The following is a 25,695-nucleotide window of genomic DNA, read 5'->3' as shown; positions in this document are numbered from 1 at the left end:
GGGATACCAATGAATAATTTAATCAAAGCACCGTTACTAGCACTCATTACCAGTGCTATTTTGACCGCCTGCAATAACACTGCAAGCGAAACGGCTTCGCACAACCAACATTTAGACAAACCTAATATCGTTATATTTTATGTAGATGATTTAGGCTACGGAGATTTAGGTGTATATGGCGGTAAAGGTGTTAATACACCAAACGTAGACGCATTAGCAGAAAACGGCATTCGCTTTACCGATGCTCACAGTTCAGCCGCCACATGTACGCCTTCTAGGTATTCGTTATTAACCGGCGAACATGCATTTCGTAAAAAAGCTAAAGTGCTTGAAGGCGACGCAAAAATGCTGATTGATCCAGGCCAACCAACGTTGGCGTCATTAGTTAAAAAAGTAGGCTATAAAACGGCTGTTGTTGGTAAGTGGCATTTGGGTCTTGGTGACGGTAGTAAACCTATCGATTGGAATAAAGATGTTAAGCTATGGTCCTTTGGAAATTGGTTTTGACTATAGCTATTTACTACCGGCCACAGGCGATCGTGTACCCACAGTTTACTTAGAGAACCATAGGGTGCAAAACTTATCGGCAGATGATCCTTTACGGGTCAGCTATGTAAAAAAAATAGGTAGTCGACCAGTCGGCCGAGAAAACCCAACATTATTAAGGCAACAAGCCGACAACCAACACGCAGATACCATCATTAATGGCATCAGCCGTATTGGTTACATGCAAGGTGGTCAGTCAGCTGAATGGAAAGACGAAGAGTTCTATAAAGTTTTTACCAACAAAGCGAACCATTTTATTGCTGAGAACAAAAACAATCCATTCTTCTTGTTCTTTTCATTTCACGACATTCATGTACCCAGACTTCCTAATGAACGTTTTATAGGTAAAAGCAGCATGGGTGTACGCGGTGATGCGATTGCACAAATGGATTGGATTACAGGTCAGGTGATAGAGGAACTAAAGTCTCAAGGTATATTTGAAAACACTTTGATTATTTTTACCAGTGACAATGGTCCAGTGCTAACCGATGGATACGATGATGAGGCAATGCAATTATTGGGCGACCACAAACCAGCAGGACCATTTAGAGGTGGAAAATATAGCGCTTATGAGGCAGGTACACGCATGCCCACTATTGTTCACTACCCGAATAGAGTAAAACCAGGTGTCAGTGACGCACTAATAAGCCAAATTGATGTGTACGCTTCAATCGCAAATATGCTCGATATTCCCATGGCCGACGACGAAGCTATCGACAGTGAAATTCACACTTCAGCATGGTTCGGCGAAACCAACGTCGGCCGTAAACAGTTAGTCGAAGAGTCGTATACTCTTTCTGTTCGCGTAGGTGATTGGAAGTACATCACCCCTGCAAAAGGCACTAATGACTGGATAAGAGACAACAAGAATATTGAAGGCGGCTTTCAAAATACAGATCAATTATATTATTTACCCAATGATATAGCAGAGCAACATAACTTAGCCGCTAACAATCCTGACATGGTGGCCAAACATAGAAAGATTATTGATACCATAGTTAATAGAAACAAACGTTAGTGCCCCCTGCTCCACTAATTCAAACGCCAGCTACTTGCTGGCGTTTTTAGTTGATACCGATTATTAACTATCGTTGATTGGGATGAATACTCATTTCATTAAATAAAACCAGTCCACATTGATAAGTGGCCTCTTTGAACCTGTCCAGCGGTTTTAGAACAGGGCGTCGATATGAAGCAATGATTATTCCCTTTCAAATACCGAGAATACAGCGCTAAAAACGCTGGTTATCAAGACGAAAATTAATTAAGCCATCGAATGATATGAATATTACTTAGCGTAAACGAGTGCTTAGCTCAAACGATACTTCTTATCCAGAATCCAGGTTACCTAGCTTTACTTGTTTGCTAACAAATACTCTTTTCGAAAAGCACTTGGTGATAAGCCAATTTCTTGCTTAAACACTCTAGAAAAATAAAAGATATCGCAAAACCCACATTGCTCGGCAATTTGTTCTACGTTGACGTTGGCCAACAACAGTTTCTGTTTTGCCAAAGCGATTCTTTTTTGCAAGATGTACCGCTTAGGAGAAATGTTAAAAGCTGCTTTAAACTTTCGAGAAAAATGTTCAGGGGTGAAATTTGCCGCTTCTGCCATTTCTTTTACGTCTGGCGCATTTACTACGTTTTCATTAATCATCGTTAAGGCGGGTAACAACGACTGATGACGAAACGAATGTAATCCTTCATTAGATTTTTCAAAGGCTTCCATGGCTGGATCTAATAGTGACAACAGTAACTTAGTTCGAGAAAACGTTGAACGAGGACTGTCTGATTTGCATAATTCAACTAACGCTAAAAAGTCGTTTTCAATATGTGGTAATAGATTACAATCTAAACTCAGCGCCTCGCCATATAACATAAAAAGATCTAATCCGGCATCGATACGTGCTTGAAAATGAACCCAAGTAAAATCAATTTTACCTATACAATAATGGGATACCAATTGATAAGCCGGAATTAAATACATATGCCCAGCTTTTAGGGTTATTTTTTTATCTTTAAATTGTAAAACGCCTTCGCCAGATCTTACGTAGTACAAGCGATTATAGTGATTTATAAATTCACTACCGGCCCATTCTTCCCCCATCTGCATACTAAATGCCGCATAGACATGAAATTGGGTATGGCTAAAGACTTCATCCGGCATTAAGTTTTCCCAAACAAAACCACCGGAGCCTGTTTCATATTTATCTGGATTCATAATTTTATAATCACTTAGTGGATAAAAATCAATAATACACAAAACATAATCAAATTTCACTATACCTTAATTGTTAAATAGTCTTTAACATATTTAACAATCATAAATTAAAGTAAGTTGTTATGGACATTATTCAATTTTTTGGTCGCTTTCATGTTTTAGTACTGCATCTTCCTGTTGGAATATTAATGCTTTCAGCTTTACTCGAAATCTATACTGCTAGCAAAAAAACACCCCGTAACCCACTACTGAACGTCATTTGGTTTTGGGGAGCGGTATCTGCTGTTGCGGCATGCATTTTAGGATGGCTGTTATCTCAAGGTGAAGGCTATACGGCTGATGCGGTATTTATTCATCGCACATTTGGCATACTCACTGCAGTAACCGCAAGCATTGCCTTCGTTTATTTCACCTTTGTTAAACAACAGATTAGAATAGTGATCTGGGTGCTGTCTATTGGTCAACTATTCTTATTGTTTAGTACAGGCCATTACGGAGCCAACATGACCCATGGTGAAACCTATCTAGTGGATCATGCGCCTAACATAGTGCGCACCACACTAGGCTTTGAAGCACACAAAGCCCCCGCGCTAAAATCACGTCCTTAGAACAAGCCGATGTATATTTAGATGTCATCCAGCCTATGTTAGAACGTCGCTGCGTGAGTTGTCACAATGATAGTAAGCAAAAGGGAAAACTCAATTTAAGCAGCATTGAAGGCTTAGTCAAAGGTGGAAAATCAGGCAAAGCCATTGTCGCCAACAACTTAAACCAAAGTGAACTGTATCAGCGCATTACAATGGCTCATGAGCAAAAAGGGTTTATGCCCGCAGAAGGTAAAACACCTTTAAGCGATGAGCAAACTAAAGCCATAGCACTGGTGGATCCAGGCTGGTGCTCCCACAACTGGCAAAGTCACTGAGTTTACCCTTAGCAAAAAAGACAAGCAGGTACTGGCTCAATTATTTGGCCTTAGCAGCAATAGTTTTGACCTGCCGAGCATTGCGCCTATTTCACTCGCTCAAGAGCAGGCCTTGGTTAGTAGCGGTTTTATTATAAAGTCGTTATCGCAAACTAACCATTATCTTGATTTAGATTTGTCTGTTAAACGACAGCCTCTAACGGCACAAGCTATTGAGGCTTTATTGAATGTAAAACAGCATGTTGTATCGTTGAATTTACGTAGCACCTACAGGTAACCGACCAACAGTTAGTCGAGATTGCCAAGCTGCACAACCTAATAAAGTTAAGACTCGAACACAACAGCATCAGCAGTAACGGGTTACGGCATTTGTCTTCTTTGCCTAAACTGAATTATTTAAACCTATACAAAACCAATATAGATAACTCCACTCTGGATATACTGGCGACTTTTAACTCGCTTGAGAAAGTATACGTAGGTGAAACTAAAATCACCGCTGAAAAAATCAAGGAATTTTCCAAAGTGTCGCCAATACACATTCAAGGAATTGCTCCCATCCCCACTAACACCAAAGAAAAAAAGGCCTAAATGATGGAACAAATCAATCAAAGCAAACGTAGTTTTTTGCAAAAATCTAGCAGTTTAGGTGCCACGCTATTGATGGCAGGTATGGCAAGTTCGTCCAAAGCCCACGAACCCGAAAAAAGCCATTACCCAAAGCAGGCCGAGAAGCCCACGGTAAAATTGTTGGTCATGGCGACTTTAGATACAAGGTGAATATGCTGTGGGGCAACTTAGATCCAAGCAAAGTACCAGTAGAAAACTGCCATGGTTTAGATTTTGATTCAAAAGGCCGCGTAGTAATGGTGACGGATAGCGACGTGAATAACTTTATTATTTACAACCAAGACGGCAAATTGATTGATGCTTGGGGCACCCAATATCCTGGCGCGCATTCCGTTAAATTGTCTAGAGAAAATGGCGAAGATTTTATTTACATTGTCGATTGTGGATGGGTACTTGATAGAAATCGCCCCGACAACCAATGGAAAAATAAATGGTACAGACAAAGTGGCTTCATAGCTAAACTGACTCTAGATGGCAAACTCGTTTATACCATTGGTCACCCTGTCACCTTAGGTATCTATCGCCCAGAAATGCGTTATCAGCCTACCGATATATGCATTGCACCGAATGGTGACTTATATGTTACAGATGGCTATGGTTCTGATTTTGTTATTCATTACGACCACAATGGAAAATATATTCGCCATTGGGGGGGCCATAGCAACCAAGACAAAAACTTGAATCTTAAGAATACTCACGGTATTGGCGTAGATACTCGAGATCCTAATAATCATCATTTATTAGTCAGTTCTCGAGCTGAGCGTCAAATCAAAAAGTACAGCCTAGAGGGACAATTACTCGGTGCCATCGACTTGCCAAGGCGCATACGTAGGCGGCCCGATATTTAAAGGCGATAACTTTTACGCCCCTGTTTGCTGGTCACATATCGATAATAAAATGACGCCAAATTCAGGATTTATCACCATTTTAGATAAAAATAATAAAGTCGTGTCTAATCCTGGTGGTACACCGCCTGTATATAAAAATGGGCAATTACAGCCCATGCAATCCACTTACGATGTGTTTAATCATTGTCATGCTGTGTGTGTAGATGACGATGAAAATCTGTATGTGGGTCAATGGAATGCTAACCAGTGTTACCCAATAAAACTGGAGCGAGTGTAATGAAACCCCGTTATCTATTGAGCCTAATTTCTGCAACTGTACTGTTAACCGCTTGTGGTCAAGAACAAGAGCAAAACTTTGCAGAGCCGCTACCTGAAGTCGTAGATTTTAACTACCATGTTAAACCAATATTATCTGACACCTGTTATCTGTGTCATGGTCCCGATAAATCAAATGCTAAAGCGGGTTTAACCTTATCTAACTTTGATGACGCCACTACACATATTACCGATAATGGTGTGGCCGCATTAATCCCTGGCAATGCAGAAGGCAGTGAAGCTTTTCAGCGCATCATGTCTGATGATGAAAATATAATCATGCCGCCACCTAATGCTCACTTGACCTTGTCTGCAAGGGATAAAGCCATTATTAAAAAGTGGATTGATCAAGGGGCTGAATATAAAAAACATTGGGCGTTAATCTCGCCAGTAAAAGTAACGCCACCTACTCTGAAAGCAGTCGAATGGGCAAACAATGAAATAGACCATTTTATTGGTAAGAAGATTGAAGACAAAAATCTTCAACCTAATAGTCAAGCAGATAAAGAAAGTCTGATAAGACGCCTAAGTTTTGATTTGACTGGCCTTCCGCCTAGCACAGAGCAGCTAGATAATTATCTCAGTAACAACAGCAAAGACGCAACGCCTAAGCTGATTGATGAGTTAATGGCCTCACCTGCCTTTGGTGAAAGACTGGCCACCGAATGGTTAGACGTGGCTCGTTATGCTGATACCCATGGTTACAGTACAGATTATTATCGTGATATGTCTCCCTATAGAGATTGGGTAATTGAATCATTTAACCAAAATCGTCCTTTTGATGAATTCATCACGTGGCAAGTAGCAGGAGACTTATTGCCTAATGCTACTGAACAACAAATTTTAGCCACGGCCTTTAATCGTGTCCATGCACAAAATGGTGAAGGTGGCATAGTCAATGAAGAGTTCAGAGTTGAATATGTAAAAGACCGGGTACAAACCATAGGTACAGGCCTATTAGGTATGACCATGCATTGCGCCCAATGTCATGACCATAAGTACGACCCTATCAGCGCTAAAGACTACTATTCTACTTTTGCTTTTTTCAATAACTTGGATGAGTCGGGTCAAATATCATACGATCCTAACGATATGCCTGTCCCCACATTAATGTTACCCACGGCAGAACAAAAACAAACAACTGAACAGCTTACTGCTCAAGTCGCCGAGCTAGAAAATAGCTTACGCTCATTCAAAACCGTTAACGCTGAATTTAAGCAATGGCTTGACAAAAATGAAGGCAAAGTAACCAACAAGGGCAAAGATGCTTTGATCGCGCACTTTGATTTCAGCTCAAAGGACAGCACAAAAACGCTTCATAATAAGGTCGACAAGAAATCTTCAGGCAAAGTTATGTTTGGTGGTAAACCGAAAAAGAAAACTGGCCCGAAACTCGTACATATTCAAGATAGCAATAGAAGCGCGATAAAGCTTAACGGTGATGACATATTATTTTTCCCAACGTTAAATGGTTATCACCGAGCTAAACCATTCAGTTTAAGCATAGATGTGAAAATTCCAACTGATACAGAAGATGGTGTGTTGGTTCACTATAACAAAGCTGGGATCTTATATAACTTTAAGGGCTTTGATTTAGGCATAGAAGACGGTCATTGGATGGTACGTTTTGCCCATAGCTACCCCTATAATGCCATAAAAATCGACGCTCGAGAGCCTGTTGCTCGAGAGCAATGGACCAATGTCGCGATCACCTATGACGGCTCATCTACAGCCGCCGGCCTGAAATTATATATCAATGGCGAATTAGCCCAAACGGATGTCGAAAGAGATAATTTGTACAAAGATATTGAACACACCAGAACGTCAGTAAAAGAAGAAATGGGCATCAAAATTGGCGCCAGATGGCGCAGCAAAGGCTTGCCAAACGTGTTAGTTGATAACTTTAAGGTATACGATCGAGATTTAACCGCAATCGAAATGCATAATGCCCAATCTGAGCAACCCGTTACTGCATCTATGGAAGCCCTATTAGCTGTATTTAATAAAACGGTCAATAAGGACTACATCAACACCAGCAATCAATTGCAAACATTGCGTCATCAACAGAATCAGATGATTGAACAGTTTCAAGAAATCATGGTTATGCAAGAAATGGAACAGCCAAGGCAAGCCTATGTGCTAGAAAGAGGTGGCTATGCAAACCATGGTGAAAAGGTATCACCGGGCGTGCCAGAGCGCTTTTACCCCTTCGATCCTGATTGGCCAAAAAATAGAATCGGCCTAGCAAAATGGCTAACGGCTCCAAAACATCCTCTAGTTTCAAGAGTCATAGTTAACCGGTATTGGCAACTAGTATTTGGGACTGGTTTGGTTAGGACGCCGGAAGATTTTGGAAATCAGGGAGAGCTACCCACCCACCCCTTACTATTAGATTGGTTAGCAGTTGAGTTTGTTGAGTCTGGTTGGGATGTAAAACACATTATTAAACTAATGGTGTCTTCTGCTACCTACCAACAATCGTCAAAAACAACTGAACAGTTAAACGAAAGTGATCCTGAAAATCGATTGTATGCTCGTGGACCAAGTGGTCGCTTAACCGCCGAGATGATCCGTGATAACGCATTAGCCGCTAGTGATTTGTTAGTGGATAAAATTGGCGGTGAAAGTGTTAGACCTTATCAACCAAAAGACATTTGGAAAATGAACAACAAAACATATGAACGTGGTGATGGTGAAGACCTATATCGTCGCAGTATGTACACCATTTATAAGCGTAGTGCACCGCCCCCCAACTTGATGGCATTTGACGCACCATCTAGAAGTTATAGTGTGGGTACAAGGCAAGAGACAAGCACCCCTTTACAAGCATTAGCGCTGTTAAATGACCCTCAAATTATAGAGGCATCGAAGGTACTTTCGGCAAAACTAATGCGTCAATTTGATTCACCAACAGAAATTTTAAGCCAAGCTTATCGGAAGATAACTAGCCGAATTCCTTCAGATGCAGAATTAACCATTATTGAACAGATGTATCAGCAGACGTTGACCGATTTTACTGATAGCCCTCAGCAAGTCGCTGAGCTATTAGATATAGGAGACACTAAAGTAAGTGCCCAGCAAAACACGGCAGAACTTGCAGCATTAACATCGGTTACTAACATTTTAATGAACCACGACGCAGCCGTGATTAAAAAGGTAGAGGATAAATTATGGATCGCAGAAACTTTTTACGTCACAGTTTATTAGGCGCCGGCGCTTTGGCTACCGGCATGCCTAATCTAGCCATGGCACAACAAGCGAAAGATTTAAGTGGACTGCTCGGCAGTCCGCACATTCAAGCAAAGGCTAAACGAGTTATATATTTGTTTCAAAGTGGCGGACCGTCTCAGCTTGAGACCTTTGACTATAAACCCACCCTAGACAAAAGACACGGCCAAGAGTTACCTGCAGAAGTGCGCGGTGAACAGGTCTTAACTGGTATGAGTGCGCAACAAAGCTCTTTCCCCTTGGCGCGAAGTGTATATGACTTTAAACAATATGGAGAGTCTGGAGCGTGGGTCAGTGAGTTATTGCCCCACACAGCTAAAATAGTTGACGATTTGTGTATTGTTCGCTCTATGCATACAGATGCAATTAACCACGACCCAGCGATTACTTTTTTACAAACAGGTTTTCCTATTGCTGGTCGGCCAAGCATTGGGGCTTGGGTAAACTACGCCTTAGGCTCAGACAATCCCAACCTACCCCCTTTCATCGTAATGGTATCCAGCAATGGAGGTGGCCAACCTTTATACGCAAGATTGTGGGGCAATGGCTTTTTACCCTCAATTCACCAAGGTGTGCAGTTTAGAGGCGGTGCTGAGCCAGTGCTGTATTTAAATAACCCTCAGGGGGTTTCTACCGCGTCTAGGAGAGAGTTATTTAAACACTTTAAAAATCTACAAGACTTGCAATATCAACAATGGCAAGACCAAGAGATCCAATCTCGGGTTGCGCAATATGATATGGCTGAACGTATGCAAGCATCTATACCCGACGCCACTGATATGTCGGACGAACCCGACTGGGTGTTTGACATGTATGGGCCCGATTCTAGGATCCCTGGCACCTACGCAGCAAACTGCTTATTAGCCAGACGCTTAGCTGAACGAAATGTGAAATTTACACAGTTGTATCACCAGCGCTGGGATCAACACGATAGCTTACCTGAGGGGATCAAAAAACAGTGTAAAAACACCGATCAGGCATCTGCTGCTTTAGTCCAAGATCTAAAACAAAGGGGCTTGTTAGACGACACCCTAGTGGTTTGGGGAGGCGAATTTGGTCGCACCAACTACTCACAAGGCAAACTGACGGAAAAAGGCTATGGCCGAGACCATCATCCTTATTGTTTTACCATGTGGATGGCGGGGGCTGGCGTCAAACCAGTGTTTACGGTGAAACTGATGAATTTGGCTACAACATCATAAAAGATCCGGTACACGTGCATGATTTCCAAGCCACCCTGCTGCATCTAATGGGTATTAATCATGAACAGTTGACTTATAAGTACCAAGGCAGACGCTTCAGATTAACAGACGTACATGGCCATGTCGTAAAAGATATTTTATCGTAAATATAGGATTAAAAATTGCTTAATTTTACCAAAGGTTTGTTAGTGGTAACGACCTTGATCGGTATGAGTTGCACCAATACCGATCAAGAGCCAACTAGCCGCAATGGAAACACCACTGAAATGACTCAACGACAAGAAATTGATTTCAATTTTGGTTGGAAATTTTCATTAGCAGAGAGTCTCGAAAAAGAAGCGTTAGTCTACAGTGAGGATTTTGACGATAGTCAATGGCGGGATATTCGACTGCCACATGATTGGAGCATAGAAGCAGAGTATAGCCAAATTAACACTGCTGGTGCTACTGGGTACTTGCCTGACGGTAAGGGGTGGTATCGTAAAAGGTTCAATACTCCAGTTTCTCATACCGGCGATGAAGTCTCCGTCAGCCAAAGAAAGACCCAGATATTATTTGATGGTGTTTATAACCATTCAAAGGTTTGGATAAATGGTCATTTGTTAGGTGAAAGGCCCTATGGGTATAGCGCTTTTCACTATGATCTCACTCCTTACTTACATACTAATGGTCAAGAAAACCTTATTGCCGTGTATGTTGATCACTCTCGATATGTAGACTCTCGTTGGTATACAGGCTCTGGTATTTATCGAAATGTTAAGTTAATTAGCACCCACAAAACCCACATTCCTATTTGGGGAAGTTATGTTACAACCCCCAAAGTAGACACATCACAAGCCACAGTGTTAATTGCAACAACCGTTCAAAATGATTCATTTGGTGATAAGGAATTAGTGGTTTTAACTGAGCTAAAAGATAATACTGGCAAGACCATAGCAAAAACTGAAAAAACAATCACTGTACCCACCACTACTCATACAAAAGTCAGTCAAACACTGAACATTAACCATCCGCAACTATGGAGTCCAGACTCACCTATTCTATATTCGGTTGTCACCAGTCTAATTGAGAACAATAAACGAATAGACAGCAATACCGTCACCACCGGTTTGCGCTACTTTAATAACGATCCTCAAAAAGGTTTTTTCATAAACGGCAAACCTACCAAAATAAAGGGAGTTAACATTCATCATGACGGGGGTTTAGTTGGCTCTGCCGTACCTAAAGGTGTTTGGAAACGTAGACTACAAACCTTGAAAGACGCCGGCGTGAATGCCATTCGCACTGCGCACAACCCAGCATCGACTGAGTTTTTAGACTTATGCGATGAAATGGGATTTTTAGTTCAAGCTGAAGCATTTGACGAATGGGATAACCCTAAAGACAAGCGCAAAAATTTTAATCAAAGTGGCGAAGTAGACTACATTACCGAAAGTTACAGTCAATATTTCGGTCAGTGGGCTGAGCGCGACATCAAAGCTATGTTGCTGCGCGATCGTAACCATCCGTCTATCTTTCAATGGAGTATTGGTAACGAAGTTGAATGGACCTATCCAAGATATACCCAAGCGACTGGTTATTGGGATAAACGTAATTCAGGCAAACATAATTATTACTGGGATGTGCCCCCTACTCTCAAGAAGAAATCGAAAAACGTTTTAATGACTCTGCCGTAAAAGGAGCGGAATTAGCCAAAACAGCTGCGAATTTAGCCAAGTGGACCCGAGAAGTTGATACGACTCGCCCGGTCACCGCTAATTTAGTTACACCTTCCGTTAGTCACATTTCAGGCTATGCAGATGTGCTAGATATCATTGGTTATAGCTACCGCCAATCTATTTACGAGTTAGGTCACAACCACTACCCAGAAAAAATGATCCTTGGCACTGAAAACTGGGTACAGTGGCATGAATGGCAATCGATCTTAGATAAACCCTATATTCCTTGGCATATTCGTCTGGACTGGCATTAACTATCTTGGCGAATCAAATGGTGATTGGCCTACTAAAGGCAGTGATTCAGGGATGTTGGATTTAGCAGGCTTTACCAAGCCCAGCTATCACATGATGAAAACCATTTGGAGTGAAGAGCCGCATATCTATATCTCCACCCAACCTCTGGCAGAATCAGTCTATACCGTACTCGAGGGACAAGTTGTAGAGAAAGAGACTGGGAATTGGAAACGGGCCAAATGGGGTTGGCGACCCATAAACAAACATTGGAACTACCCACCTAAGCAAAATATTGTGGTCGAGGTGTATACGAACCAACAAGGAGTAGAACTGTTTTTAAATGACAGCTCTCTGGGTGTACAGTATTTGCAAGACAACCCCGACCATATTCTCAAATGGTCTGTGCCCTATTCTGCTGGTACCCTTACTGCCAAAGCGTTGGATTCACAAATAACCACTAGCTTAGATACAGCAGGTGAGCCTGTCAGTATTCAATTAAATGTAGATAAAAACAGCTTATCTGCGAACAGGTACGACGTGGCTCACGTGACTGCACAACTTATAGATAAAAATGGTAACCCTGTTTATCATCACAACAAAAGTATTGAATTTACTATTAATGGTGCCCTCACACGTTTAGGAGTGGATAATGGTGCATCTGATAATATTCAGAAACATCAAACGAATACTATCACCACGGTTCAAGGGCGAGCTTTATTAATTGTACAAAGTAAAGATCTGCTTGGACAAGCTCAGATTAGCGCGTCTTTGAATGGCAAAATAAGTTCAACCCTTGCGATAACAATAGAATAAGGTTCAGACTCAAAACCACAGGCTGTGATTATTCAGCCTGTGGTAGTAGTGGTCAAAGTACTGGTAGGCTGCTAAGTGCTTTAATTTTTATATCGCGGTAGAAAATTTCCGCACCTTCTGACTGAATTTGTAATTGACCAGAAGTAAGTGGTAAGCCGTTCTTATCTTTCGACTGTTCAATCACCATTACCACTTCACTATTTATTGAAAAAACAGCTTTATCGCCTACGGCATACAAGTCTACTTGATTCCACTGACCATTAGGATAATCAGGTTCATGGGAAGCATGACTATAACCAGTCACTTTAGATAAATATTGTCCCTGTGGATCGTAAGTTTGTTTTCCGCCTTGGGTAGCTGTTCGAATCACGCCACTTGGCCCTGCTAATGGTATATAGTCACCAAAATCTTTTTCTTGGATTTGCATTTCTTGACACGCTTTCCACACTTTCCAGAAAGCGCCGTGGTCGCCTTTACAATGAAATAGTACACCAGAGTCGCGTTTAGCATTTAATCGCGGAGCCCATTTTTTCTCGCCCCACTTAACTTGCATGCTTAAGTGATAATTTTCAAACTCTTTTAACGTTGTTAATCCACCATAAATTTCACCGCTAATATGCAAAACTGGCTGCCCATTTTGTTCAATCACACTAAACACATTTTTGACGTCGTTGTTTAACCCCATCGCATTACTAGGATCCCCGTGCACATTTAAGTTTTTCTTAGTCACCGTACCATTAGGTAAGTTTTTTACAGACTCATGTGGAATGCCCATCCATAACTCCCACTGACTGAGGTTTTTATCTAATAAAACAGTCCATTCATTGGTTAAGTTACTACTAGTTTCAGTCGTAGATTGGCAAGACAATACGAATAGGGATGACAAGCCTAAAATAGCTATATTTTTAATATGTAAATCCATAAGTTTATATGCAGTTATTTAACAGAGGTGCAAAGTATATCGATACTCAGCATAAATGCATACAGAGAATGCACGGCAAAATGTTAATTAATTAAAATTAACGTTAATAAACATGTTTAAACTTTTTAGATTCGGCCTATTTCATATTTAATATTTGTAAAAAACACTCAACACAGACTTCTGATAGTATTTTTTTATCATATTTGTGAATACGGTTAAATGTAAACAAAACACAATCAAGCCAAGAAATATAAATTAAAATAAATAATAACAACAAGTTACGTAACCCCAACCATCCATTCAATCCCTAAGCTAAATAAAATGAATGACAAACCCTTAAATAAAATCATATTTACACAAATATAGACTCTTTACATATTGTTAACCTAAGCCTAGTATTGCCAGCATATAAAAATAACATTTTATATATAATTTATAAGGGCGACACCAAATTAACAAACACACCCAACGATAAGTTAATTAGTGTTAATTAAGAACTTAACAGACATTAACCATCATATTAGTTAATGCTAGGAGAACACAGTATGTCAGCAAGGTTTAAATTAAAGCCAATCGTGCTAACTATGATGCCGATCCTTTTTGCTGGTAGTGCAAATTTTGCACTTGCTCAAGATAAAGAAGATGAAGCGAACAAAAACAAAGAAGATGCTGAACTCGAAGTCATTCAAGTAAAGGGTTATAGAGGCAGCGTAATGCGTTCTATTAACGCCAAAAGGCTCTCTGATGGCGTACAAGACTCTATATTTGCGGAAGATATAGGAAAGTCAACCGACCAAAATATAGCAGATGCACTTTCACGTATCACAGGCGTCACGGTGCAAGAGTCAGATGGTGAAGGAACACGCATATCAGTCCGCGGGGCCAACTCTAGTTTGAATCAAATATCACTGAACGGCGTAGCCCTAACTTCTAGCCTCAACGGTGGCGGCGGTGGTAGTGGCCAATCTGACCAATCGGTAGATTTAAGTTCATTTTCGTCCGATATTTTATCATCAATTAATGTCATAAAAACCGCTGCAGCTGATCATGATGAGGGCTCTCTCGGCGCAAACGTAATTTTACGTACCGTCAAACCTTTAAATGTGAATGAAGATATTCGCTCTCTAGAAATTCAAGGTCGCTATAACGATTACGCAGAAAAGAACGATAGCAAAATTGCCGGTTCATTCTCACAGAAATTCTTAGATGAAACGGTTGGTATTATTACCACAGTGTCAAAAGAAACCTCGCACTCACGTACCGATAGTTTAGGTGGCAGTTGGTTAGCGCCCTATCAAGTTGTTGATATTCCAGCTGGTGGTGCCACATCTCAACAAACGGGATTGCCAACGACAGAGTCGCAAAAAGCCTTAATGGCCGATGGTCGAAGTTATAGTACAGGGTTAAATTATCGAGAGAGAACAACAGGAACGGTTGGCATTCAATGGCTAGCTGGTGACGACACAGATGTCCAGTTGGACTTAAGTTACTCAAAGGCGAGCTACGAAAGTGATACTCATCGAATTAGCGTTAGCAAGCCAAATTTAGATACCAAAGGTAACTTAATCGATGACCCTCAGTCAGACTGGTGGACAGTTGATGAGGAGTCACACACTCTTACCAAAACGTTAAATCGTTTTGGAAGTGGTAGTTTATTTCGTGGTGTTGGCGGAAATGAAACAGAAAATAAAGTACTTACTCTAAAAATTAACCATGCTATCACAGACGATTTAAGTATGGAGTTGACCGCGGGCTACTCTAAAACCGACTACGTCACCACGCCTAATGCTAGCATCGGTACCGCCAACTGGAAATCAACAAATAGTAATAACAATTTGCTTGATGTTCCCGCCAGTGAACTACAACCCGTTGGATGGGATTGTACTACCGGTGAATGTATTTTAGTGACCGGAGATAGCAACTTAAGTTTTGTACCTCAGGGCAATGCAAATGGTAATGACAATATCGGCACTACTGGATTTAGTCCATATGACATTCACGGTCATCACTTAGGCTACATCGCTCAGTACAATGAAACATCTGACGATACCAATAAATCGTTATTTTTAGATTTTGACTATGCGGTTGATTTTGCCGGTATTACAAAAATAGAATTTGGCGGTAAGGTATCTAATCGTCGTAAGGTGGTATATACCGATTACCAAAGCTTCTCTAGTGCTGAAGATATAGTATTCGATGAACGGGGTAATACGATCAACGGTGTTGGAGCTTCAGATATCAACTTAGTTGATGTATTGGCCGGGCAAGGTATTCCAGTTAATGACTTCATGGGCGGCTTAGTCCCGAAAGATTCTGAATACAATACGGATTATTTTAATGGCTGGGGAATTCTGGATCCAGACAAGGCCATTGCCGAAATGTTTGCTATTCCCAATATTGAAGCCCAACACAATAACAATGGCGACCGTGATCTTGAACAAGACAACGTGTCTGCTTACTTGAAATTTAACTTTGAATATTTTGATTCACGTTTAACGGGTAATGTCGGTTTACGTTACGTAAAAACTGAGAACAGCTCTTTTGGCTATTCTTCGGTAAATTACTCGAATACTCACGGTATTTCGGTCCCCTATGATTTAATTTATAAGAAGCAGTTATGGAATGAAAATGCCACGGCATGTGCACCACATACCAATGTCGGAACAAATGACGCTTTATTGTATGAACCTTGGGAAGCTCCCATTGCCTGTTACGATCCTAATCTAAGATACGATTGGGGTAACGGTGCTGGGGGTGGAGGTGCAAATCCAGATAACTGGACAAACGATGGTTCATTCGCCACCACTTATGATGCCAATGGCGTGCCTATAGAGTCACCATGGTTTATACACCAGTAATGGTCAAGGTGATATAAGTTGGTGGGGAAACTGGCGTCATCTTGATTGGTCTACTGCTAAACAGTACGCTGATGACGCAGTTACCGCTGGTATAATTGAAGAGCAGAAAGACTACTGGATCCGTCAATATGCAGGCACCGGACAAGGTAGTTCAAGTATTTTACTGCCTAGCTTAAATTTAAACTACATCATCACGGAAGACTTAATTGGTCGCTTTGCGGTCTCGAAAACGATGGCCAGACCAAGATTTGATTCACTACGTCCTGGTTTCTCGATGAACGAAAGTGTTTGGTCTGAAGGGGGAAACAGAATATCTAAGACTAACCCTGAATTGCAGCCACTTGAGTCTAACAACATAGATTTATCTTTAGAGTGGTACTTTAATAAATCAGGCTTAATTTCATTGGCCTACTTTAGAAAAGACATGTCTAACTTTGAAGAGCAGGTTAAGGCGCCAGTCTATGTGAAAGATACCCGCTTAGACTACGGTTTAGAATCTTTAAACTGGGAAGACTATGTCATTCTTGTGGGTGATGAAGTTGAAGTCACCCACCCGTCTGGCGAATCGACCACGATTAACACAGTGAACCCCACTAACATAAATTGTTTGCCTGTGCGCGAAGTACAAGGCGGCATAAACAATCCTAAAAATGTGTCATGCCGAGAATTTACGGCTTCTGTGACGCGTAACGGTGCCGAAACGCTGACTGAAGGTGTCGAGTTCTCTTATAACCAGTCATATGATTTCTTGCCGGGAATTTGGGGAGGGTTAGGTACTAACTTTAACTACACTTTCGCCAATTCAGAGTCAGAAGCTGAATTTGACGATGACTTACAATTAGAGTTAAAAGCGTTACCTCAAGCCTATACCCCAAGACATAGCGCTAATACCACCTTGTACTGGGAACAGCACGGTCATCAAATGCGCTTAACCCATAGGTATAATTCAGACCAATTGGTTAACCGTAGTTTGTTTAATGGAGCCTCTTGGATGGAAGCGACGAGCAAAATGGACTTTAGTGCAACCTATAAATATAACGAGCACGTCACCTTTACTTTCCATGCGCTTAATTTAACCGATGAAGTATCTCGTACTTACTACACATCCGTAAGCAATGAGTTAGGCGTTGATACTGAGGGTAACAAAATTATATTAGACGAAGGTAACGCCTTAACTGACGACATTAATAAAAGCCGTACCATTGGCTTGAGTAAAACAGGTCGTCAATATCGTTTGAGTGCTCGTGTACGCTTCTAACAATAAAATTAAACACAGTGCTTGAGCATCATATTGAATGCTCAAGCCAATGATAAATTGGAGAAATAGTAAGATGAAACATATTTTACTTAACAAGGCCTTTGCACTTGGCGCAATAACACTTGCTCTAGCATCTTGCGGGGAAAGTGACGGTAACCAACAACTATATCCAGAAGGGTTAGCTGCACCCACTTTCAGTGGTGACATGGTTATAGAAATCAGTGAAAATCAAGAACCTTTAACCATAGATTTACTCGGTGATGTAAATAACCCAGAAGATTCTGCACTATTTGCCCGTAAACTGACCTATCTAAGAGTGGAATTAGACGAAGACGGGCTACCGGTAAATGTTGACGCTGAGGGTAACGTAGTAGCAGCCGGCACAGGACAAGAAGTACCGCTTTGGGAAGGACCCACCTTACCCAGTGGAACCGTTGTTCAAACCAGCAATTCAATTACTATTGACGTCTCTGAACTTAGACCTTTCTTAGTTCCGCAGCACACCTTAGACACCTATCCTAACCCTGTAGTCGTTGGCCAACCAGATGGCGTGGATAACGAAGAAAACAACGACTTTGATCGCTATTTACAAGGTGTATATCGCTATACCTATATTATTGATAATGGCTCTGCGGACCCGGTCGAACGTAATATCATTTTGAAAGTAAACGCTGATACAGTTGATGCTGAAAGTATTAACTTAGTCACTGATAGTAATATTGAAGTACCTAAGGGGTACGGCGTTAATATAGTTGCCACGGTGGAACCCTCTGCTTTTTACGGAGCAGGCGCAACGTTTGCCAACGTAATTTATACCAGCTTAAATCCTGAAATAGCGACTGTAAATGAATTGGGTCTAGTAACAGGCGTTGAATTCGGCACTTTTGAAATTAAACTAACATCACAGGATGGCTTAGTAGAAACCATAGTCACAGGCGAGGTAGTGCCACTGACTGAGCCTGTAGGGGTGGTAATAGTCGCGGACAATGAAGTCCCACAACAGCAGATATTTGATCGATATCAAGTAGCTTTAGATGGTACGCTGGATATAGATCACACCTTTTTGCCAGCTGAAGTAGATTTCCCCGACGCGACAGTAACTTGGTCTTCCATGGATGAATCAAAAGTGATGGTTGACGGAGATGGCTTGCTAATGCCTGTAGCGTATAACAATGATTTTGATCGGGAAGACGACGCTTCCATGGTAAACGTCACTGAGGTTATGGTTGCGGTTGAAGACAACCCATCTTTGAATTTTAGCGTTGAAGTAGAGATTGTGCCTGAGCGCCGATTTATTTGCTTCAGGTAATCCAAGCTTTGATGATGGACTAGACCAAACTAAGTTCAACATTAGAGATCCAGCTATATACGGCAGTCAACAAAATGCTGCAGAAACCATAGAAGTAAGAGAAGGTGACGACACCATAGACGGCAAAAGTCTGTTTATTGATAACACCGCTGGCGCAGCTCGTATGACGATACTCGCTAATGCCACATCTCAATCAGGGGTCAAACCTGGTGATTACAATCTTATGTTTGATTACAAAGTACTTTCAGGGGTGTTGAATGTGGCAATGGCCCCAAATGGCGGTAACTGGAGACCTTGGCCCAATTGGGGACAAAGTAAACCAGCTGGTGATCAAGGCACTGCTACCGTAAAAATCGAAAATTACCTGATTGGCAATGATGGTAAGTTCCATATAATCTTTAATATTGACCAAATCGAAGGTCAAGGTGGCACACACTATTTAGATAATTTTAGATTAGTGCCTATCGAGTAAGTAAGATTCTACTCATCAAACCTAACAATAGCCCTACTTTGTAGGGCTTTTTTTGCTAAAAGTAGGCTTATAAGTACCATCAGCAATAACAGTTTATTCATTGACCTTAGCAACGGGCATTTATACTAACCCACTATTTTGAAACGATAGGTTGACGGGAGTGTTATTAAATCACTGACTTGAATTAGCAGTGACGAACGACCAAGGAGCATAGTTTATGACCAACATCACGATTGTCGGTGGCGGCACAGCAGGCTGGATCACAGCAGCAGTATTAAGTCATGGATTACCGAAAGAAAGATTCAAAATTACCCTTATAGAAAGTCCCAATATACGCTCCGTAGGTGTGGGTGAAGCAACCATTCCGCCTATTGTTAATCTATTACAGTTTTTGAATATCGATCCGATAGATTTCGTGCAAAGTTTACAAGCTACGTTTAAGTACGGTATCCAGTTTGAAGATTGGTCAGAGCTCAATACCTCATATATGCATGCTTTTGGCGATCTTGGCTTCCCCTATGAGCAAACGCCTTTTAGCGATCTTTGGTTACATTATCGACAATCTCTAAACTTGTCACCATTAAACGATTTTTCAGCAACAGCCATTGCGGCTAGCAAACATGCTTTTAATCCTCCCCACACTTTGCCGCCCAATGCCAATCCGAACGACTATTATCCTTTGTCGACGTTATTTTATGCCTACCACTTTGACTCACAGTCACTGGCAAATTATTTAACAAACATTGCCCTAAAGAATGGTGTTCACCATATCAAAGATACAGTCGACGACGTTAAGCTGAACCAACAACAGCATATTGCCTCGTTAACATTACAAAGCGGTCGCTCAATAGAAGGCGAGATATTTATTGATTGTTCAGGCTTTAAAGGCTTACTAAGTAAACAAGTTTATCAGTTACCTTTTACTTCGTATCAGCGTCAGTTGCCTTGCGATTCTGCTATCGCCATCCAGACAAAGTCAACAGTTGATGCCACACCATTTACCCGAGCTATTGCGATGAAAAATGGATGGAGATGGCAAATACCGTTGCAAAATAGGCGGGGCAATGGATATGTGTTTGCTAGTCAGTTTTGTAAATATCAGCAGGCCTTAGATGAACTAGAGCAGGCACTACTGAATGACACAATAATAACCGAGGCAAGGCTGTTAGAATTTGAGACGGGCCATCTTACTACCCCTTGGTATAGAAATTGTGTGGCAATCGGCTTATCTAGTGGATTTTTTGAACCTTTAGAATCTACCAGTATCCACTTAATTCAAAAACATGTGTTTGCTTTAAAAGATGCGCTGCTAAGCAACAACCAACAAATTCAACAAAAACAATTAGAATTTAATCACTCATTTAACCAAGATGCTGAAGAAATCCGAGATTTCTTGCTGATGCACTATTGCACGACCAAACGCCAAGACAGTCAATTTTGGCAATACTGCCAAAATATGCCAATACCCGCATCGCTCAGCGCTAAATTATCGGAGTACGACCTCACGGGCAAGATTACACTCGGTGAAAATCCAATATTTCCTTACCAAAGTTGGCTACAAGTATTGACCGGGCAGCAAGTCTTTCCCACTACCCTAACCCGCTTAGACAAGGCGCGATGCTCTGCGCAGCAGGCCTCGCTGTTTTTCCAGTCAGTCAACCAGTCCATTCTGCAACAGGTTAACAGCCTCCCCAGTCATAGAAATTACTTAGCTAACTTGATGAGGCTGTAAACATGACAATGCTTGCACTAGTCCTTCTTTTTTCCCATAACTGATTCGCTCTGTTGCGGTCCTCTATTGGCTTTAAAAGTAAATCGAGTAATGTAGTTAAACCCTTCGAACCACTGTTTTCCTTCTGGAATGTGGTATTCGTGAGATAACCCCCACTGCAGCGCTGCACCTGGATATTGATCACCATCTAAAGAAGGCACCGTACCTATCGCATCTGGGACATCTCTGATATAAGACATGATTTCAAAGTTAATTCCGTCTTTGGAAAACTGCATAGTGCCCTGCTCTGGGCCATCTTTACATGAAATCATGGCGATACCATCTTGATAATGCCAAATCGCCAATTCATGGCCACTTTGAGTAATTGGATTATATTCGGATTTAATATAGGGTCCTTCGGGCTTATCTGCGATCGCAACTCCCCAACGGATTTCTCTACCACCTGCGGTAGTCCGCTCACCCATACGTTCACCTTTGTAGTAAAGGTAAAACTTGTTACGGTAATACATCAATGTAGGATCGTGTACTTTATGACTATCAAAGTCGCCTTGCTTTTTAACTAAAAAGCGATTGTCTTCGTCACCATCCCAAATTCCATTATTGGCAGCTGACAATATTGGCTTTTCTAGTTTTCTCCATGGGCCTGTGGGGCTGTTTGCCACCGCCATGCCTACTTGGTTTTTTACCCGATTGGTATAAGGAGCTTTGATGGTTTGGTAAACAAGGTAATATTTACCTTGGTGACTTAACACCTCAGGCGTAAATAGAGATCTATCATCATAAGCCCCCTCTTCACCCTGACCAACCGCCATTCCTTGCTCTTTCCAGGTTATACCGTCTTCAGAAGTTGCAAACCATATTTGGGTTTTGTCCCAAGGAAATACTTTAGCATCGGGGTCACCGGTGCCAAAACCATAACTGTCGCCAACGGATTTTGAGTACCAGCAGATAATACAGACCATCTATCAACAACACCTTACTGGGATCGCGACGCACCACTCCGGGCTCGTAGGCAAAATCTCCCTTGAGTGTCTGAGTAGAAAAGCGGCCAAACCACTCCTCATTTTTATGATAACCACGGGCCAGTGCCCGTTTAGATGCTGCGCTCATTTTATTTGGATTAGCTATGGCTAAAAAGTCCAAATCTTGCTCTGAGTAGATTAGTGTTTCTGGTGCTTTTGTTTTTACATGGCTTTTCATTTTATCCGAATCGACATGCACAATACAGCCTTGCAAACTGATACTAATTGTCATTAAAGCAACAGAAATCTTATTTAGTTTAATATTCAAAATTCACTCCAAAAAAAGCCCTCCATATTTAAACAATATGGAGGGCTGTTGTATACAATTAACTATATTTTATATTTAACATGTGCTCGGTAACCAAAGAGACAAATCACCACAAAACAGATAGCTGGTAAAATGAATGATGTCTGTACTGAGGCAATCCCTTCAATTAAAGGTGCACCATCAATCATCGAGCCTTGTAAAGGTGGCATAAGCGCACCACCTACTATGGCCATGACTAATCCGGCAGAGGCTAAACTGGCATCATTACCCATTCCTTTAAGGGCGATTCCATAAATAGTGGGGAACATTAACGACATACAAGCAGAAATTCCAACCAAACAATACAAGCCGATGTACCCACCAACAAAGATAACAGGGATAGAAAGTAACAAACCGCCAGCTGCCAATATCATCAGCAATTGGCCATAGGTTTCATAAAGCCAAGCAAGAACGTACAAACGAAACGACTGGTTAGAAATATTAACATTGCAACGCGATTATAATCTTGGGCTTGGGAGGCGCTTATACCCACTGATGTTACCCCGTAGTGAATAATAAAGGTCCAACACATGATTTGTGCGCCGACGTAAAACGCTTGGGCGAACACACCTTCTAAATAGCATTTGTTAGCCATCAATCTAGTAAACGTGTCTTTTAACTCTCTTTTAGTTAAAGGCGAATCATGAGACATCGTTTTAGGTAATTTACTGAATAAGAATACAAAAACAAAATCGCGACCACAACCGCGATAGCCACGTAAGGACCGCGAACCGTTAATAAATCTGCAGCCTGCATAGCTTGATGATCAACCGGATTAGACACCGCAAAGTCTTGCAACGCCTGTGTGAGTTTACCGTCTACTTCAGCTGGCAGCATATTGGCATATTCAGGGTTAGCGGCTTTTTCAGCTGCTCTAAATTCCTCAACTTGTAATTCATTTAGTATAAATGTTGAAGCGACTGTCATCCCCGTTAAAGAGCCAATTGGATTAAACGCTTGAGCTAGGTTTAATCGTTGGGTAGAAGTATCTGGGTGCCCCATCGAAAGTACATAAGGGTTAGCCGTGGTTTCTAATAAAGCTAAACCACAGGTTAAAATCCAAAGGGCCGCCAAGAAGAAGGAAAACTCCATATACATTGAAGCAGGAATAAACAGTGACGCGCCAATGGCATACAACCCCAAACCCAATAATATTCCTGATTTATAAGAGAAACGACGAATAAAAATAGCCGCTGGGATCGCCATGATGCCGTAACCCAAATAGAAAGCAAACTGCACTAAACTACTTTGAGCATTAGAAATTAAGAAAATATCCTTAAAGGCTTTAACAAGAGGGTTAGTCACATCATTAGCAAACCCCCAAAGTGGAAATAAACTCGCCACTAAAATAAAGGGGATAATATACTTAGCTTCTAATATTTTAGGCTTCGTATTTTGATCCGCCACACCTTGATTATTTTCGGTAGAACTTTCACTCATGTATTACTCCAGTGATAGGTTTTATAATTATTAAAATACTATGCACTATTTGTTAACAAAAGTTAAGAAATAATTAATCATTTATAAATTAACACATTTAAATATAAATGATATATTAGCTTGGCAATTTGGCTATATCTGGAGATCCTGTGCAAGACTTAACAACAAATACAATAGATACAAAGAACAAAAATGAGAGACTAATCATTCAAGTTCATCCCGATGATAACGTAATAGTTGCGATTAAGGCGCTCACCAAAGGAACCAAAGTGTATGTAGCCAATAAGGAAGTGGAATTATTGGAAGATATTACGCCCGGACACAAAATAGCGTTACTGCCTATTCAGCAAGATGACGCAGTTGTTAAATATGGGTACAGCATTGGAAAGGCCACAAAAGACATAATGCCTGGACAACATGTGCACAGCCATAATTTAGCCACTAAGTTAGATGGAAGTGAATCTTTCACATACCTAAAGCAGCCCAATGTACCAGCTGTTAACAAAGATTGTCCGACCTTTGATGGCTATCTTCGCAAGAATGGACAAGTAGGCATTCGAAATGAAATATGGGTAATCAATACGGTAGGTTGCGTTAACCAAGCAGCAAAACGTATCACCGATTTGTGCCGTCAGAAGTTCGCGGGTCAGGCCGACGACTTTATAGCGATCACTCATCCATACGGTTGTTCACAATTAGGCGATGATTTATCAAATACTCGAAATCTTATCGGTAGCCTTATTCAGCATGCCAACGCTGGTGGGGTCCTTATTATTGGCTTAGGTTGTGAGAATAACCAACTTTCAAGTCTCATTGCCTCTACCACGGGACTGGATAAAGAGCGTATTCGTTATTTTAATTCTCAAGAGGTCTCCAACGAAATTGACGAAGGCATGAAATGCATCGAACAACTCTTAGCGGAAATGGCCTCTGACCAACGCAGTGCCCAACCGGTATCAAAGCTTTCTTTAGGCATGAAATGTGGCGGCTCTGACGGCTTTAGTGGTCTCACCGCCAACTCAATTGTTGGGCGTATCACCGACAAACTAACGGGTTATGGGGGCCGTGTCATTTTAACCGAGACACCGGAAATGTTCGGTGCCGAACAAGTGCTTATGGATCGCGCACAAACAAAACCAATATTCGAGCAAATAGTTGAGCTGGTAAATGAATTTAAACAGTATTTCATCGACAATAATCAGCCCATTTATGAAAATCCATCTCCTTAGCAATAAAGCAGGCGGACTCACCACCTTAGAAGAAAAATCTTTGGGCGCTATTCAAAAAGGTGGCAAAGCAATTATCAACGAAGTAATTGGTTATGGCATGAAAGCATCAGTTAACCCTGATTTAACTTTATTACAAAGCCTATGAAATGACGCCGTATCGTCAACCGCTCTAGCCGCAGCTGGGGCTAATATCGTGTTGTTTACTACGGGGCGCGGCACACCACTTGGTTTCCCTGTGCCTACAGTAAAAATATCTTCCAACTCTGACTTAGCTGCTCGTAAGGCCCATTGGATCGATTTTAACGCAGGACAGATTCTAGATAGTGGGCTTGATGTAGACGAGTGCGCAGATAAACTGTTCGACTATATTTTAGAGGTCGCTTCTGGAAAACTAACTAATAATGAGATAAATGATAACCGTGAAGTCGCTATTTGGAAGAATGGCGTAACCTTATAATTTAAAGTTAAGGCG

General features: G+C 41.3%; 13 protein-coding genes and 6 pseudogenes. 15 read left to right on the top strand and 4 right to left on the bottom strand.

Annotation, left to right across the window (positions count from 1 at the left end; translation table 11 throughout):
• Positions 1-9: 9 nt before the first annotated feature.
• Positions 10-1,564, top strand: a pseudogene (locus RS130_RS15550) (sulfatase family protein).
• Between the two features lie 336 nt (positions 1,565-1,900).
• Here the strand turns inward: RS130_RS15550 and RS130_RS15545 are convergent.
• Positions 1,901-2,827, bottom strand: coding sequence for an AraC family transcriptional regulator (locus RS130_RS15545; RefSeq protein WP_316026680.1), 927 nt, complete (start codon positions 2,825-2,827; stop codon positions 1,901-1,903).
• A 62-nt stretch (positions 2,828-2,889) separates the two neighbouring features.
• Between RS130_RS15545 and RS130_RS15540 the strand changes: the two genes are divergently transcribed.
• From RS130_RS15540 to RS130_RS15500, 8 genes and pseudogenes are all read left to right on the top strand, one after another.
• Complete coding sequence (locus RS130_RS15540) at positions 2,890-3,375, top strand: DUF2231 domain-containing protein (protein WP_316026679.1); 486 nt, start codon at positions 2,890-2,892, stop codon at positions 3,373-3,375.
• A 35-nt stretch (positions 3,376-3,410) separates the two neighbouring features.
• The gene (locus RS130_RS15535; RefSeq protein ID WP_316026678.1) at positions 3,411-3,689 is read left to right on the top strand and encodes a c-type cytochrome domain-containing protein; all 279 of its coding nucleotides are present in this window, start codon (positions 3,411-3,413) and stop codon (positions 3,687-3,689) included.
• Between the two features lie 660 nt (positions 3,690-4,349).
• Positions 4,350-5,441, top strand: a pseudogene (locus tag RS130_RS15530) (NHL repeat-containing protein).
• Positions 5,441-8,686 carry a DUF1553 domain-containing protein gene (locus tag RS130_RS15525; RefSeq protein WP_316026677.1) on the top strand — a complete coding sequence of 1,082 codons (3,246 nt, stop codon included), beginning with the start codon at positions 5,441-5,443 and terminating at the stop codon, positions 8,684-8,686. The pseudogene RS130_RS15530 and the gene RS130_RS15525 overlap by 1 nt, the downstream one beginning before the upstream one ends.
• Positions 8,650-10,055: pseudogene (locus RS130_RS15520) on the top strand (DUF1501 domain-containing protein). Before RS130_RS15525 ends, RS130_RS15520 begins: the two are co-directional and overlap by 37 nt.
• Positions 10,056-10,070: 15 nt before the next feature.
• Entirely contained in the window at positions 10,071-11,585 is a 1,515-nt protein-coding gene (locus RS130_RS15510; protein WP_316026674.1) for a glycoside hydrolase family 2 TIM barrel-domain containing protein, read from the top strand.
• Positions 11,586-11,710: 125 nt separating this feature from the next.
• Positions 11,711-11,881, top strand: a complete 171-nt coding sequence (locus RS130_RS15505) for a hypothetical protein (protein ID WP_316026673.1) — start codon at positions 11,711-11,713, stop codon at positions 11,879-11,881.
• A 52-nt stretch (positions 11,882-11,933) separates the two neighbouring features.
• Entirely contained in the window at positions 11,934-12,674 is a 741-nt protein-coding gene (locus RS130_RS15500) for a DUF4982 domain-containing protein (RefSeq protein WP_316026672.1), read from the top strand.
• Positions 12,675-12,726: 52 nt separating this feature from the next.
• Here RS130_RS15500 and RS130_RS15495 read toward each other — a convergent pair whose 3' ends face one another.
• Complete coding sequence (locus RS130_RS15495) at positions 12,727-13,596, bottom strand: 3-keto-disaccharide hydrolase (RefSeq protein ID WP_316026671.1); 870 nt, start codon at positions 13,594-13,596, stop codon at positions 12,727-12,729.
• A 545-nt stretch (positions 13,597-14,141) separates the two neighbouring features.
• Here RS130_RS15495 and RS130_RS15490 point away from each other — a divergent pair.
• The 5 genes from RS130_RS15490 to RS130_RS15470 all read left to right on the top strand — a co-directional run bounded on the left by RS130_RS15490 (position 14,142) and on the right by RS130_RS15470 (position 21,225).
• A complete protein-coding gene (locus RS130_RS15490; protein WP_316026670.1) occupies positions 14,142-16,454 on the top strand; it encodes a TonB-dependent receptor plug domain-containing protein in 2,313 nt (770 codons plus the stop codon).
• A gap of 13 nt (positions 16,455-16,467) precedes the next feature.
• Positions 16,468-17,712 carry a TonB-dependent receptor domain-containing protein gene (locus RS130_RS15485; RefSeq protein WP_316028077.1) on the top strand — a complete coding sequence of 415 codons (1,245 nt, stop codon included), beginning with the start codon at positions 16,468-16,470 and terminating at the stop codon, positions 17,710-17,712.
• Between the two features lie 73 nt (positions 17,713-17,785).
• Positions 17,786-19,021, top strand: a complete 1,236-nt coding sequence (locus RS130_RS15480) for an Ig-like domain-containing protein (RefSeq protein WP_316026669.1) — start codon at positions 17,786-17,788, stop codon at positions 19,019-19,021.
• A complete protein-coding gene (locus tag RS130_RS15475) occupies positions 18,987-19,493 on the top strand; it encodes a hypothetical protein (protein ID WP_316026668.1) in 507 nt (168 codons plus the stop codon). The genes RS130_RS15480 and RS130_RS15475 overlap by 35 nt, the downstream gene beginning before the upstream one ends.
• 217 nt (positions 19,494-19,710) lie before the next feature.
• Entirely contained in the window at positions 19,711-21,225 is a 1,515-nt protein-coding gene (locus tag RS130_RS15470) for a tryptophan halogenase family protein (protein WP_316026667.1), read from the top strand.
• A gap of 17 nt (positions 21,226-21,242) precedes the next feature.
• Here RS130_RS15470 and RS130_RS15465 read toward each other — a convergent pair.
• Together RS130_RS15465 and fucP are read right to left on the bottom strand one after the other, a co-directional pair.
• Positions 21,243-22,335: pseudogene (locus RS130_RS15465) on the bottom strand (glycoside hydrolase family 117 protein).
• Between the two features lie 242 nt (positions 22,336-22,577).
• Positions 22,578-23,994, bottom strand: a pseudogene (gene fucP / locus RS130_RS15455) (L-fucose:H+ symporter permease).
• Positions 23,995-24,167: 173 nt separating this feature from the next.
• Here fucP and RS130_RS15450 point away from each other — a divergent pair.
• Positions 24,168-25,680, top strand: a pseudogene (locus RS130_RS15450) (UxaA family hydrolase).
• The last annotated feature ends 15 nt before the right edge of the window (positions 25,681-25,695 follow it).

Source organism: Paraglaciecola aquimarina, assembly GCF_032464635.1.
In the GTDB taxonomy this organism is placed as follows: domain Bacteria; phylum Pseudomonadota; class Gammaproteobacteria; order Enterobacterales; family Alteromonadaceae; genus Paraglaciecola; species Paraglaciecola aquimarina.
The sequence above is the reverse complement of the archived record's forward strand: the minus strand, read 5'-3'. Positions and strand labels throughout refer to the sequence as shown.

Bases quoted from the DNA above. Each gene is read 5' to 3' on its own strand.
- RS130_RS15540 (WP_316026679.1), top strand. From the start codon at position 2,890: ATGGACATTATTCAATTTTTTGGTCGCTTTCATGTTTTAGTACTGCAT.
- RS130_RS15535 (WP_316026678.1), top strand. From the start codon at position 3,411: ATGTTAGAACGTCGCTGCGTGAGTTGTCACAATGATAGTAAGCAAAAG.
- RS130_RS15525 (WP_316026677.1), top strand. From the start codon at position 5,441: ATGAAACCCCGTTATCTATTGAGCCTAATTTCTGCAACTGTACTGTTA.
- RS130_RS15500 (WP_316026672.1), top strand. From the start codon at position 11,934: ATGTTGGATTTAGCAGGCTTTACCAAGCCCAGCTATCACATGATGAAA.
- RS130_RS15495 (WP_316026671.1), bottom strand. From the start codon at position 13,596: ATGGATTTACATATTAAAAATATAGCTATTTTAGGCTTGTCATCCCTA.
- RS130_RS15490 (WP_316026670.1), top strand. From the start codon at position 14,142: ATGTCAGCAAGGTTTAAATTAAAGCCAATCGTGCTAACTATGATGCCG.
- RS130_RS15480 (WP_316026669.1), top strand. From the start codon at position 17,786: ATGAAACATATTTTACTTAACAAGGCCTTTGCACTTGGCGCAATAACA.
- RS130_RS15470 (WP_316026667.1), top strand. From the start codon at position 19,711: ATGACCAACATCACGATTGTCGGTGGCGGCACAGCAGGCTGGATCACA.